Annotated in this window: 7 protein-coding genes and 2 pseudogenes; 5 read left to right on the top strand and 4 right to left on the bottom strand. The window is 40.1% G+C overall.

Going from position 1 to position 15,221, the window contains the following annotated elements; translation table 11 throughout:
* Window positions 1-246: 246 nt before the first annotated feature.
* A complete protein-coding gene (locus IQ244_RS14195) occupies window positions 247-999 on the top strand; it encodes an alpha/beta fold hydrolase (protein ID WP_193895013.1) in 753 nt (250 codons plus the stop codon).
* Between the two features lie 251 nt (window positions 1,000-1,250).
* On the opposite strand, the gene IQ244_RS14190 is transcribed toward IQ244_RS14195, so the two are convergent.
* Window positions 1,251-6,680, bottom strand: a complete 5,430-nt coding sequence (locus IQ244_RS14190) for an ATP-binding sensor histidine kinase (RefSeq protein WP_193895011.1) — start codon at window positions 6,678-6,680, stop codon at window positions 1,251-1,253.
* A 75-nt stretch (window positions 6,681-6,755) separates the two neighbouring features.
* Window positions 6,756-7,091, bottom strand: a pseudogene (locus IQ244_RS14185) (sensor histidine kinase); the annotation flags it as partial.
* Between the two features lie 571 nt (window positions 7,092-7,662).
* Between IQ244_RS14185 and IQ244_RS14180 the strand changes: the two are divergent.
* From IQ244_RS14180 to IQ244_RS14170, 3 genes are all read left to right on the top strand, one after another.
* Entirely contained in the window at window positions 7,663-8,415 is a 753-nt protein-coding gene (locus tag IQ244_RS14180; RefSeq protein ID WP_193895009.1) for a response regulator transcription factor, read from the top strand.
* A gap of 75 nt (window positions 8,416-8,490) precedes the next feature.
* On the top strand, window positions 8,491-11,193 hold the full coding sequence (locus IQ244_RS14175) for a PAS domain-containing protein (protein WP_193895007.1): 2,703 nt from the start codon (window positions 8,491-8,493) through the stop codon (window positions 11,191-11,193).
* 57 nt (window positions 11,194-11,250) lie between these two features.
* Window positions 11,251-11,898 carry a DUF938 domain-containing protein gene (locus IQ244_RS14170; RefSeq protein ID WP_193895005.1) on the top strand — a complete coding sequence of 216 codons (648 nt, stop codon included), beginning with the start codon at window positions 11,251-11,253 and terminating at the stop codon, window positions 11,896-11,898.
* Between the two features lie 29 nt (window positions 11,899-11,927).
* On the opposite strand, the gene IQ244_RS14165 is transcribed toward IQ244_RS14170, so the two are convergent.
* Window positions 11,928-13,397 (bottom strand): PLP-dependent aminotransferase family protein, encoded by a 1,470-nt coding sequence (locus IQ244_RS14165; protein ID WP_193895003.1) that lies wholly within the window; start codon window positions 13,395-13,397, stop codon window positions 11,928-11,930.
* A gap of 104 nt (window positions 13,398-13,501) precedes the next feature.
* On the opposite strand from IQ244_RS14165, the gene IQ244_RS14160 reads away from it, so the two are divergent.
* Window positions 13,502-14,170 (top strand): pyridoxamine 5'-phosphate oxidase family protein, encoded by a 669-nt coding sequence (locus IQ244_RS14160; protein WP_193895001.1) that lies wholly within the window; start codon window positions 13,502-13,504, stop codon window positions 14,168-14,170.
* Window positions 14,171-14,195: 25 nt separating this feature from the next.
* Here the strand turns inward: IQ244_RS14160 and IQ244_RS14155 are convergent.
* Window positions 14,196-15,095 (bottom strand): annotated as a pseudogene (locus IQ244_RS14155) (anion transporter); the annotation flags it as partial.
* Between the last annotated feature and the right edge of the window lie 126 nt (window positions 15,096-15,221).

The raw sequence follows: 15,221 nt of genomic DNA, 5'->3' as shown, positions 1-15,221 counted from the left end.
AAGAGTTTGAAAATTAGAATTTTATGATTTCATCCCGCATTTATGCAACGCCTAGCAAATTAATTCATCAAATATTTCTCCTGATTCTTTAAACCTTCTGACTCCTGAATTCTGACTCCTGAATACTTACGTTTTTAGACGCAAAGTGTCACAGAGGTTGGCGTGAAGTAACGCTAAGGGTTGAAGACAAAATATGTGTATTTGTGGTGATTAAAGTTACTGAATTTTTGAGGCTTTAGAGTTTTTATGTCTGATGAGCTTGATGTTGTTTGGATTAGTTCTAGTCCTGTATTACAGCGGTTCGATAAACCCTTACTACAATACATATCGCAATATGCCAATGTGTCTCAGTGGGAATATCGCCCTGGTAAGGATGAAGGTGCTTCAATAAATGAGGCTGTGGATTTATTGGATGAGTTTTTATCAGAGTATGCTTACCCAGTAAATTTAGCAGGTCATGGCGCGGGTGGTGCGATCGCCTTAACTTATGCACGGCGATATCCCGAAAAAGTGCGATCACTCATTATTCTGGCTGTAGCTCCTCAAGCGGCAAATACTTGGCACGTCCACTATTATCTACAAAGACAATTCTTTCCCATCAGTCGTGAGCAGGTATTAGCAAATAGTGTTCGTCATCTGTTCGGTGAACAACCACATAATACTACTAAAAAGTTAATAGCTGTGTTAAATCGAGATTTGGATCAAACTCCTTTATCACATTCTCTTTTCAAGTTGATTGAGTTACCCCAAGGTGGTGTCTCTATGCCCATGATGATATGTGGTAGTAAAAATGATCCGATTGTTAATTCATCAGTATTGAAAAAATGGTTAAACAATTTAAAGCCAGAAGATGATCTTTGGGAATTTTCCAAAGGACATCACTTTTTTCACTACTTCTATCCGCAACCAGTCGGTGAACAGATGTTAAAATTTTGGCAGACACATCATCTCCCATTCATACTTACAAACCAACTATTTTCTAGTACTTTAAGAAATTAACCCAAGCCTTGAATATTTTGGGTTGATTAGCACTTTATTATAGTGGTAAGCAATTACTAAGTTGGCAAACAATACACTTCCTGTTCCCAAATATATGGGCGTAAATACTCCCCTGTGTAATTTTTTACCAAAACATAATTCAGGAGTCAGTCGCCAGAATTGATAATTGAATTCTGTGCGACTAGCAGATGAACCAACGGGTTTGTGATATGAAGAGTGTAGATATTTCTATTTTTTCTATTGGGAAAATATCAAACTGGTATTTCAATCATAAACTCTGTACCTTCGCCCAAAATAGAATGGCACCTCAATTTTCCACCATGAATTTCTTCAACTATTTGACGAGCGATAGCCAAACCTAACCCAGTACCTTTCCCTACAGCTTTTGTAGTAAATAAATGGTCAAATATTTTTTGTTGAACTTCTGTACTCATCCCCTTACCATTATCCAAAATGGCAATTTTAACTAGAGAATTTTCGACTGAAGTTGTCATAGTAATCCGATTGGGGTTGGCTTGAATTTCTGCAAAACCCCGCCCAGTGTTCGATTCATCTAAAGCATCAATAGCATTAGCTAAGATATTCATAAATACCTGATTTAATTGCCCAGGGAAACATTCGACTTGAGGTAAATTACCGTAGTTAGTAATAATTTCAATAGCGGGGCGTTGGTTGTTAGCTTTGAGACGATGTTTCAAAATTAAAATGGTGCTATCAATGCCTTCATGGATATTAAATGGCACTTTATAATCTTGATCAGCACGGGAGAAGGTGCGGAGACTAGTGCTGATATTTTTGAGCCTGTCGCAAGCCATATTCATAGCATCAATCATCTTTGGTAAATCTTCCAAGGTATATTCCAAATCAATTTTGACCTCATGGTTGAGAATTTGATCACTCTTGTTGGGGAAATTTTCTTGATATAGTTTGAGATGTTCAACGATATCAGTAACAATAGGTTTAGCTTGTTGGAGACTGGCCGCAATAAAACCTAAAGGATTATTCATCTCGTGACCTACACCAGCAACTAAGTTACCTAATGCAGACATCTTTTCACTTTGGATCATTTGTAATTGGGCATTTTGCAAATTATCTAACGCTTGTTCTAATTCTTGGGCATATTGCTGCGATCGCTCATACAATCGCGCATTTTCTAGAGCAATTGCGGCTTGAGTACAGATGACATTCAGGAGTTCGAGGCGATCGCTGGTAAACGCCCCTGTCACTAAACTATTTTCTAGGTATAACACCCCGCGCAACTTACCTTGATGTAAAATTGGGCTGCATAAAATACTCTTGGGTTGCTGACGGATGATATATGGATCATTCCCGAAAACTGGATCAGCGATCGCATCTATTAGCACAGATGTCTGCTGTTCATTTTTGACTTTGTAAATTAGTTTGAGAGGAATGTTCTGGTTATCCTCAATGGGGAGGCGCTGTAACACAACTGGTTCTGTTCCCAAGGTAATCAAGCCATTAATCAGCAGGCGATTATCGTTGATTTCCTTGAGCGAATCGTCTTGCAAGAGCATTAACACGCATTTATCAGCCCCCGCATTTTCAATAACGATATGCAGCAACGATGCAAGTAATTTTTTGAGTTCAATTTCGCTAGAAAGGCTGTGAGAAGCTTTGAGAATAGTAGCTAAATCAAGGGAATCAGAGATACTAGTGGAAGAATTGGTAGAGGTAACAGTTCCCAAGGGAAAGACAGTTTCTTGAATTGAGAGGGAAGTAGGAGTTTGTTGGAATATAGAAGTCAGTAGTTGTGGATAGCGCTGTTCTAAATCAATAACCTTAGCTTTAGCACCCCAACGAGCATAGGCGTAGTAGGCTTGAATCATATAGTCTTGGGCGATACGCTGTCTGCCCCAATCGAGATAAAATTTAGCAGCAAGTTCATTGGCTAGGGCTTCTTCTTGAATATATTCGTTAGTTTTAGCTCCAGAAATTGCCCGATCGTAATAATCCGCTGCTTCATAATTCTTGCCTAACACTCGACATTTTTCAGCTTCCACCAAATCAACTTTATGTTGATAATTCATCGGCGCATAGTGCGCCCAGTGTTGTTTTAGCTGAGTTTGGTTTTGCTCTACCTGTTGCCATACTTCTGATGTTTCTTGCAAATTCTTAGCTGCTAAAGCAGTCAAAGAATCATAGAAATAAAATGAAGGTTCATATACTAGTCCCTGAGCCGCTATTAAGTGGCGACGGCACTCAACCGCATGGTTTTGTGCTTGTTCAATTTCTCCAAACAAGAAGCAGAGTATGAGTTTATATGAATGGAACACATACAACTCACTTAAATCATTATCAGAGATGATTTGTGGCAGAATTTCCATCTCTTGTGCAGCTTCCCCAGACAAAATACAAGGATGCTCCCCAAAACCCAGCAAATTTAATGCAGTCTGCCAAGAAAGCCGACAATGATTAGCTAGTCCCACTTGGTTGAGTTGCATTAACCCATTGTAGTAAGCACGAGCATTTTGCTCTAAGTTAACAAGTGGCTGATTACCCCAAAAAGCAGCGTTACAAAAAGTACGGGCGTGGTATCCAGCAAACTTTGTGCTACCAACTTCTAAACCAGTCACGTAACCTTCTTGCAACAGTGGGAGGATATCTTTGATGTGAGATTTGCGGTGCAGCACAAAACCTCCCAACACTAAAAACACTTCCGGTTTAATCGCTTTAGCGTCAAATTTCGAGATAATTTGCAGTGACAATTGACCAAACTTTGTGGCTTGATCTATATCTTGTAAAAGATTGCAGAGAATAACAGCATAGTTAGCATAACTAAATGCAGAAATTATTGTATTGCCATACTGAATGGATAATTTGACTGACAATGCAATCAGTAATGGACACAAAATAGAACCAGAGTTGTACGCTGGTGGAATCAGACTACTGGCAATCTGAATAATTGCCAATACTTCCTTATTTGTCATTACAGGTAAATCAATTAAATCGGCAATTTCTCTATCTCCAATTAGTTCGTTAATCGCTTGAATTGATTGTTGAATATCTACTGGTGTGGGTGATTCGGCAAACATTACCCCAAACTCTTGTAGAAGCTTCTGTCCACTATCAAGGGCTTCAATAGGTTGATTTTGGAATACATAAGACTGAATTTTAATACAGTAGACATTGACTTTTTCTAGTAAAGAGTGCGCCTGTGTGATCACGGTATCAATCAATTGTTCCATCACCGCAAAATCGCCACATAAAGAAGCAATTTCCGCGCCTAATTCATGAAAATTGAGAGTCATTTCATATTGTTGTTGCCAGGCTTTTTCTCCTAACAGAGACAATCCAACTGCGGCATATTCACCCGCAGCTTGATAGGCGGTGGAACTTTTGGCTTTGCGACAAGCAATTAAATTAAGTTGTGCTAATTCATCTCGTTGTGTTTGTTCGGTAATTAAGGCAGTTCCGTGATTTAACTGATTAACTATTTCAAAAATCCGATCTTCTCTTGCTGCTGGGCTAATCTGTTGCAGTAGCAGTTGTCCGATTTGGTAGTGAGTTATCTGTTTTTGGTCATCGGGAATCAGGTAATATGCAGCTTGTTGTACTCTGTCATGTAAAAATTTATAAGTAGCTGTGCTTTGTCCTACTCTGCTGTTAGCCGCTGATGTGTCTATTTTTTCACTCTTTTCTAATGACCAATCTTGATAAAACTTATAAACCTCACTAATGGGTAAAATCAATCCTTCTTGTAATGCTTCCCATAAATTTGTAGCAGTTGCAATTTCTGATTGTTCTAAAACAATTGCCAAAGTTGCCAAATCAAACTGATTGCCAATACAAGCTGCTAACTGCAAGATATATTGAGTTGATGGCAGTAGTTTTCGCAATTGGAAAACCATAAAGGTCAAAACATCATCTGTGAGTGCTTGAGTTGTTACCTGTACAATATCACATTGCCAGCAGCCTAACTCCAAATCAAATTGAATAATTTTTTCTTGATGTAATGCCTTGAGAAACTGGGTAGCAAAAAACGGATTACCTTGAGTTTTTTGATAAGCTAAGGCAGAAAGATTTTCTGCCAAGTGTGCTTGACATTTAAGTGTATCAGCAACTAAATAATTTATTTGGGATTGACTTAATGGCGTTAAAATAATTGTTTGAATGGTTGCTGATGTTTTTTGAATTTCACTCAAAGTCAATAGCAATATATGACCAGGACGAACTTCGTTATCACGATAAGCCCCAATGAGCAAAAGACGACCTGTATCAGCCATTAAAAGCTGTATTAACTTCAGTGATGCTGAATCTGCCCATTGCAAATCATCTAAAAACATCACTAAGGGATGTTCACCACTGGTAAAGACTTGAGTAAATTTCTTGAATAATAAATTAAATCTATTTTCTGCTGCCGTTCCTGATAACTCTATTGCTTGTGGTTGTTGACCAATAATTATTTCTAGTTCGGGGATGACTTCAATGATTGCCTGTGCATTTTCGCCAACAGCATCTAATATTTTGTTTTTCCATTGCTGAATCTGTAAGTCACTTTCTGATAACAATTGTCCAATTAAATCGCGGAAGGCTTGCACAAAGGCACTGTAAGGAATATTGCGATTAAACTGATCAAATTTACCTTTAATAAAATAACCCCGTTGCTGTACAATTGGTTTATGCACTTCGTTGATGACAGCAGTTTTCCCAATTCCAGAAAACCCAGCCACTAACATCATTTCTGTTGCACCAAGACTGACGCGCTCAAATGCTTGGAGTAAGGTTTCTACTTCGGCTTCTCTACCATAGAGTTTATCGGGAATGATAAAGCGATCGCACACATCATTTTTGGCAATTGCAAAAGATTTAATCTCAGCAGTTTCTATTAACTGATGTAAACAGGTTTCTAAATCAAATCTTAATCCTGATGCACTTTGATAGCGGTCTTCGGCATTTTTGGCTATCAACTTGCTAACTATTTCCGACAGTACAGATGGGATTTGCGGATTAATCTCATTTACTAGTGGTGGTGCTTTAGCAATGTGACAATGTACCAATTCCATTGCATCATTTGATAAAAATGGTAACTCACCTGTGAGTAATTCAAAGAAAGTCACACCCAGAGAATAAAAATCTGTCCGGTAGTCAATCCCGCGATTCATTCTCCCGGTTTGTTCTGGAGATATATAAGCGAGTGTTCCTTCTAAGACATTGGGGTTAACCAGGGTTTGGGTTTCTCTAGGGAGTAATGATGCGATGCTAAAGTCAATTAATTTAACTTGCTTGGTTTCGGGATTAATTAAGATATTGCTGGGTTTGATATCTTTATGAATAATCCGCTCATGGTACAGTAAGTCTAGGATGTTGCAGATAGCGATCGCTAAAACTAAAAACTCTTGTAGAGATGGTAAGGTTTTTCCAATTCTCCACTCCTTCAGCGAAATTCCGCCAAAATCTTCCATAACTAACATATAGCCATTATGTACGGGTTCAAGGCTATAAGTTTGGATAATCAAAGGTGAGTTGAGATTTTTCCCAATGGTGTATTGATTGCGAAACAACAAGAGTTCGCTAAAGCTGGGATAGGGATTTTTCAGCAATTTTATAACTACTGGTACTGAGTCGCTTTCTCTGACTGCGCGATAAACCAGTGTTCTCGAACCATTGTAGAGTTCTTCTCTAATGTGATATCCGGGAATACTAACAAGATTGCTCACCATATTGCGCTCATTTTCATAATTTCTGGATCTAGTATTCCCAGATAGATGAACTTATCTGTAAGTTAAAGCTAAAATTTACACAGGAATCTTAATTATAAATTCAGTACCTTCTCCTAAAGCTGAGTTACATTTCAAGTTGCCACCGTGGGTTTGTTCGACAATTTGTTTAGCTATAGCCAACCCTAAACCTGTACCTTTACCTACAGCTTTTGTCGTAAATAAATGGTCAAATATTTTTTGTTTTATTTCTTCACTCATGCCCTTACCATTATCAGCAATAACGATTTTAACTACATTATTTACTGTTGAAGTTGTAATTGTAATGCAGTTAGGATGAGCTTGAATCTCATCAAAACTACGTCCGTGATTCGATTCCTCTAATGCGTCAATTGCGTTCGCGGAAAAATTCAGTGTAGTAGTCATATTGCAGATGAATCTCCTATTTGTTTAATACAGAAAATAGATTCTCGCAATTTAAAACATATTTTAGGAAAATTGCTTTGAATTGCTTTTCCACATATTGTTCCCAGAAAAAATCCAGTTTCACATATCTAAAAATAGAAAGTGCATGAATTCAAAAGCTCTGCTAATAATATAGTTGTTAACCCAAAACTATAATTTAGCTGTGTGAATTATCTTGTCATTTTGACAAGATAATTCAGGAGCCATAATTCGGCATCTGGTAGAATTAAAATCGTCTATACAACTAAATTTGAGGATTAAATCTGGTGCTTGCCTGAGTGAAAATATACTGGATCTAAAGATTGCTCAAATAGAATTCAAACATTAGTCGAGAATATGTTTAATAATCCGATAATCAATTAAGCAAAAAATATAAAATAATAGAGCTTTTAGGAAAATTTGTGCTGGAATTTCATAGTCAATTACTGCTTTAACAAATTAATTTGACCTACATACAACTGTTAGGGAAGATAATGAAGAAAGATGAAGTCAGCGGTTTTATTGAGTAGGAGCAGAGTGAATGGCAAGTGCCAGGATTTTGATAGTAGAAGATGAAATCCTAGTCGCCAGGGAAATTGAAAGCCACTTACACAAGATGGGATATGAAGTGGTCAGCATTGCTGTGACAAGCAATACAGTTATCCAGCAAGTTACAGAAAGTATGCCCGACTTAGTGCTGATGGATATTAACCTGCAAGGGAGTCAAGATGGAATCAAGCTGGCGGGAGAAATTAGCGATCGCTTCCAGATTCCAGTGATTTATATTACTGCTTATGCTGATGACAGCACTTTAGAACGGGCAAAACTGACTAACCCCTTTGGCTATGTACTAAAACCCTTTACGCCACAAGATTTGCGTGTGGCTATTGAACTGGCACTGTTCCGACAGCAGACTGGTAAACAGGAGTTATCAATCACCCCAACAGATATTTTGTCCACAGATGGGGTAAGTGGACTACCTCCCACTAAACTGAAAATCATCCTGGGCTATATTCAAGAAAACCTCAACCAAGAATTGAGTCTGGAGACGCTGGCAACTCAAGTTGGGATGAAAAGTGACTACTTTGCGCGACTGTTTAAACTATCCACAGGAAAATCAGTTCACCAGTATATAATTCAGCAGCGTGTGGAACGAGCAAGACATCTATTAAGGGCAAGTAGTCTCACTATTGCTGACATTGCCCTAGAATGCGGATTCGCCAATCCCAGTCACCTCGCACTTCATTTCAAACGAATTGTCGGGGTTGCACCCAAACAATTTCGTCACTTTTAAAAAAAGACAAAAGGTAAAAGATTCTTGTCTTTGACTTTTTACAACCGTTAATCTTGGTATTAAGCCTTGCGGGAAATGTTATCAGAGAATCTGTGGCAACGGGGACTATATTTCTTCGGTATAGCGATCGCTTTTGGGCTGGGCATAGTCTGGGAACGGATAAGGCAAAAAAATGCTGTTTGTGACACAAACTTATGTCAAATCCAGGAAAGTGAAGCCAGACTACAACTAGCACTTAAAGCTGCTCACATGGGTATCTGGAACTGGAATATGCTGACCGGAGAAACAAACTGGACACAGGAAACAGAACACCTTTTTGGCATGACTCCCGGTACATTTGATGGCAGACATGAAACCTTTTTGAATTGTGTCCATCCTGATGACCGAGAATTGCTAGAGCAGGTGGTTCAAAAAGCCATCCAGGAACACAAACTCTATCAACATGAATATCGCATTATCTGGGCAAACGGCAGCATTCACTGGATTGAGAGTAACGGGCAAGTTGTATATGACAATAACAATCAGCCTGTACGTATGACTGGAACCGTGATCGATATTAGCGATCGCAAATTTATCCAAGCCACCCTTCAACGACAAACTCTCCAAGAACTAGCATTTAACCGAGTCATTCAAACAATTCGCAACTCCCTTGACATCAAGATAATTTTTACAACTGCTGTCAAAGAATTTACTGAACTATTGCAAATGGATGGAGCCGCCATCATTCAATATCTACCAGAGCAACAGTACTGGAAAAGTTTGGCAGAATATCTCCAAAGTCCAGAAAGTTTATCCACCTTTGAACTAGAGATTAGCGATCGCGATAATCCCGTTGCGGAACGGTTGAAACAACGAGAAATCTTAATCATTGAAGACACACGCACCTTTACTGATCGAGTAAATCCAAAAGTGGCTCAAGAGGTTTCTCAAGTTTCCTGTGGTTGGTTCATTCTGCCTTTAGAAGTGAATGGGATAGTTTGGGGATCGATTTCCGCCCATAAATCACCACCACCATTACTGTTAACAGAAGATGAAATTCGTTTAGCGCGTTGGTTTGCTGATCAATTGGCGATCGCTATTCAGCAGGCAAATCTTTATCAACAAGTGCAACAGTTAAATCGGGAATTGGAACTACGGGTGCAAGAACGCACGGCGGCGTTACAAGAGAGCGAAGAAAAATTCCGCCAGATTGCCGAAAACATCAATCATGTCTTTTATATTGAAGATAAAAACGAACAGATTATTTATGCCAGTCCTAGCTATGCAGATATTTGGGGACAAACTGTCGATACACTTTACCAAAACTCCAACAGCTGGTTAGATGCAGTGCATCCAGAAGACCTTGATCGCATCATCGCCGAAAGAGTTATTCTCCGCAAATACCATCGAGGGGAAATAGAATATCGCATTATCCGTCCCAATGGCGAAATTCGCTGGATTAGCGATCGCTACTTTCCCATTCACAATCCCCAAGGCGAGATTTACCGCATTGCTGGACTTGCCGAAGATATTACTCATCGCAAACAGGCGCAACTACGATTGCAACGTCAGGCCGAAGCCGACCAACTTTTAGCAACTATCGCCCAAATGATGAATCAATCTATCAAGTTAGACGAAGTTCTGGCAACTTGCTTAGAGCAGATTCGGCAATTTTTGCAATGCGATCGGGTGCTTGTTTGCCGCTTTGCTAGTAATTACAACATCTTGGTGGAGCTAGAAGCTGTTTCTTTACCTGAGTTGTCTCTTTTCGGACAAGCGATCGCCGATCCTTGTTTTGATCAAGATTGGGTGGAACGCTATCACCAAGGTTATATTACTGTTTGCCATGATGCCCAATCTCCAGACATCCCACCTTGCTATGCTAAACTTCTAGCCCAAATGCAGGTGCGAGCAAATATAGGAGTGTCGATTTTGCAAGCCGAGCAAATGTGGGGATTGCTGATGGTTCATAATTGTCATACACCCCAGCAATGGCAACCTGATGAAATTAATCTCCTCAAACAACTAGGGTTACAAATCGGTATTGCCAGTCAAAAAGCCAGCCTTTATAGACAACTAGAAAATCAGTTAGCTCAAAAAGAAATTCTGCTCAAAGAAATTCACCACAGAGTCAAAAATAATCTACAAGTCATCTCATCGATGCTGTGGTTACAAACAGAGGCCACTAATCATCCAGCAGTTTCCCAGGCCTTAGAAGACACACGCCATCGTCTTCGAGCTATGTCGCTGATTCACGAAACCCTTTACCAACAAGACAACATTGGGCAGAGTAATTTCAATAACTACATCCGGCGTTTAGCCAGAAGTATCTTAGCATTTTGTAGCATTCATCCAGAGCAAATTAAATTGCGCTTTCACCTGCAACCAGTTGTCTTCAATTTAGAAACTGCAATGCCTTGTGGGTTATTGCTGAATGAACTGATTACCAATGCTATTAAGCATGGCTTTTCGGATGGGCGCAAAGGAGAAATTTGCATTACTCTAAAACAAATATTCCCCGCAGCAGCCCAACATACTGTGGCCACTACATTGACATTTCAAGAGGCACCGCGTCCTCAAAAAACGCCATCTCAAGCTCGCTCACAGTATATTCTCACGATTCAAGACAATGGGGCTGGTATTCCCGAATCTTTAAATCTCAAGCAACTGAAATCTTTAGGGCTGAAGATTGCCTACGATTTAGCTCTGCAACTGGAGGGCAAACTAGAGCTTGAGCGTACTAGTGGCACTCTATTTCGTTTGACTTTCTCAGCGTTGGAATATGGAAAGCGATTTTAAGAAAATTATCCAACATGATGTAATGAACTTAAGAAATAAACTAGTCAAATCACACAAATGACAATACAAGATGCACGACAATATGCCCCAGCCACCGATCGCAATCGAGAACCAATTCTCGAAGTGCTTTTAAAAGTCTTGCCTGGGAGTGGTACAGTCTTGGAAATTGCCAGTGGTACAGGTGAACACGCAGTATATTTTGCATCCAAACTCAAAAATTGTCTGTGGCTGCCAACAGATGTTAGTCCACAAGCCAGAGCCAGCATCGTTGCCTGGACTGAACATTATGAGTGTAAAAACATTTATTCACCACTGGAGCTTGATGTAAAAGAACCAGTCTGGGTAGTTGAGAAACAGACAGCAACCCAGTGGCTGAATACGTCACCAATTACTGCGATCGTCAATATTAATATGATTCACATTTCACCGTGGTCAGCTTGTTTAGGATTAATGGCAGGGGCTGGTCGCATCTTACCTGTTGGTGGCATCCTCTATTTATATGGGCCTTTTAAACAAGGTGGAGAACATACAGCACCAAGTAATGCAGTTTTTGATGAATATTTACGCGCCCAAAACCCAGAATGGGGGGTGCGTAACTTAGATGATGTCATAGCCGTAGCTAAAGCAGAACGTCTTGTTGTGAAGCAGATTGACAAAATGCCTGCCAATAATCTCTCAGTAGTTTTTGAACGGGCTGAAAAGTAACTTTTGTTTGATGTTTGCGGACATCCTGTTTAATTTTGGATTGGTATGAATTCAGCTAATCGACGTACTCCTTCTTGTATTTTCTGATTGCTGAGTTCAGCATATCCAAATATAAATTCGCTACCAGGACTATCTTTTAAATATTGAGGATAAGCTGCCCCAATATTTACTCCAGCAAGCGCCGCACGCTGAACTATTTCATCATCGCTGAGTTGGGTATTGAATTTTACCATTAAGTGCATTCCGGCATTTTCTCCCAGAATTTCGATTTTTTCGCCAAAATACTGAAATAAAGACTGCACTAAAGTTTGCCTGCGCCCATCGTAAAGCGATCGCATCCTTCTAATATGTCGTTCTAAATGTCCTTCGCTAATAAAATCAGTCAAGGCATACTGTTCTAATAAATTACATTGCCGATCTGCTAACCATTTCCCACGGGCAAATATTGGGACTAAATTTGCTGGTAAAACTAAATAACCCAGACGCAAAGCCGGAAAGAGTACTTTAGAGAATGTCCCCACATAGATGACTGAGTTACCTTGGTCTAATCCTTGCAATGCTGGTATGGGTCGCTCACCATAACGATACTCACTGTCATAGTCATCTTCAATAATCATTACCCTTGATTTTTGCGCCCAAGCTAATAACTCTAATCTACGAGCCAGAGATAATGTCGCACCTGTCGGAAATTGGTGTGATGGCGTGACATAAACCAGCTTAACTTTAGGAATTATAGCTGTTGTTAAATGATTGACGATTAACCCTGATTTATCTACACTTACAGGGAATAAATTAGCTCCCTGCGCTAAAAAAGCTCGTCTAGCACTTAAATAACCAGGGTCTTCCACCGCTACCCAATCACCCCGATCAATTAATATCCGAGTAATTAAGTCAATACCCTGTTGTGAACCACCAACAATAATGATTTGCCCTGAATTACATTTCACGGCTCTGGATCGAGATAAATAAGAAGCGATCGCCTCCCGCAGAAGTAGATAACCTTGAGAGTCGTAAGTATAATCAAGAACATATTTATTAGCTTGACAATGGCGAGACAAAAGCTTACGCCACAACTTGATGGGAAACTGATCAAAAGCTGGTCGTCCATAACTAAAGCTAATACTTACATCTGCTTCTGGTAGGTGTAAATATTTGCCCTGACTTAAACTTTTGCCATAGGTTGATAAAGATATGGAATCATAAATTTGTTGTGATTTTGCCTGAATTGGTGTGGTGTTGAGTAATTCATCAGGAAGTTGACGACAGACAAATGTACCTGAACCAAGAATTGTTTCTAGATAGCCTTCACTCAGGAGCATCTCATAACTTTGGGTGACAGTGGCGCGGGAAATAGTAAGCAATTGAGCCAGTACACGGGTTGAAGGCAATTTTTCTCCTGGGGTTAACCTTCCGCTAAGAATTGCTTGACGAATTTCTGTGTAAACTTGACGATGCAAAGATAAAGCGGCTTTGGGGTCGATATTAATCACAAAATCCATTCGAGTGCCAAAGATAAGTGGACTGATAATTTAATTAAAAAGTGGCTCTTGTATCATTCCACTTACCTGATTACTCTAACGATATAGAGTTGAAAGTTCCATTCATGCCTCAACCACAAGCTCCCAGCCCAAGAAGCACAGTTAAACGCACACCCCAAAGAGCTAACTACGAAAGCGAAACCATTTATCAAATATTAGATGAAGGATTAGTCTGTCATATAGGTTTTATTGCCAACGGACAGCCTTTTGTAATTCCTACAGCCTATGGACGGGTTGAAGATACATTGTATATTCATGGTTCACCTGCAAGTCGAATGTTGCGATCGCTGCAACAAGGTATTGATGTCTGCGTAACAGTGACTTTAATTGATGGGTTAGTATTAGCGCGATCAGCGTTTCACCACTCCATGAATTATCGCTCAGTCGTCATCTTTGGTAAAGCAACTCTAGTCAGGGATACAGAACAGAAATTAGCGGCGTTGCAAGCATTTACAGAACACGTAATTTTGGGCAGATGGCAAGAAGTGCGATCGCCAAATCATCAGGAATTAGCCAAAACAATAGTACTATCTCTCCCACTCACAGAAGCCAGTGCTAAAATTCGCGCTGGTGGGCCGATTGATGATGAAGTTGATTATCAAATACCAGTATGGGCAGGCGAAATACCTTTAAAATTAACGGCATCTGTACCCATAAACGATGCTCAATTAGCTCCTGATATTGCAGTATCAGCCAATCTGAGGAACTACAGCAGACCACAGAAACTTGATTAACTAAAACCTCTGCGTTACTTAGGGCTTAAAAAATCCAGAAATATGTCAGCGCCAGAGTCACAACAGTTAACGGGAGACCAAATCGCAAATGCTCCCCAAAGGTCAACCGATATCCTTTTTTAGCAACGGCCTCCGCTACAATCAAATTGGCGACAGAACCCAACAGCGTCAAATTTCCTGCCAGTGTAGAAGCCGCCGCCAGTAGTAGCCAAGTTTGCATACTGGGATGAGGAATGAGGTGATGTAGCAGCAGTACAGCCGGCACATTAGATACCAGATTCGACAACAATACTGTTACTCCCAGAATGCTTAAGGGATCATGAACGAAACGGGCAAACGATTCCAGCGCACCAAGTTTCTGCACACCCTCCGTCAAGATAAACAGCCCACAAAACATCAGTAGTAAATCCCAATCCACCTTTTGCAAAATTCGCTCTGGCTTGAGCCGACGTGTGACTAGTAATAGTCCAGCAGCAACTAGGGTAGCCTCCGCAGTGGGAATTCCCAACAAAAATGCTCCTAGCAAGCCTGTAGTAATCAGCAGACTCTTGGCTAACAAAGGTTTGAAAATATGGTAACGGGGTAATTCTACTTTCAAATAGGGACGCAGCGATCGCACCTCTGGATACAAACACCATAACCAAACTACTTGGATTGCCAAACTGACAAACGCTAGTGGTGTCAAAGCTTTGGCAAAATCCAGATAACCAATACCAGAAAAAGAACCGATTAAAATATTCTGCGGATTGCCGCTGAGGGTAGCAACAGAACCAAGATTTGTTGCACCAGCCAATGCTAATACGTAGGGAACAGGGTTGAGATTGAGTAATTGCGTGATACCGACTACCAGAGGTGTGAGGATGAGGGCGATCGTATCATTGAGAAATAGTGCTGAAAGAAAGCCGCTCCCAAAAGTTAGGACTATAGAGTTGTTGGGAAATAACTGAGAGTTGCGTTGAAATTCTGATCCCTGTGGTTTTTGATGTAATTTTTATGCTGCCATCAAGTAGAAGTTCCATAATCCAGCAGCAGTCAACATTAAATGATCGTC

It is taken from the genome of Nostoc sp. LEGE 06077, assembly GCF_015207705.1.
GTDB lineage: Bacteria > Cyanobacteriota > Cyanobacteriia > Cyanobacteriales > Nostocaceae > Nostoc_B.
The sequence above is the reverse complement of the archived record's forward strand: the minus strand, read 5'-3'. Positions and strand labels throughout refer to the sequence as shown.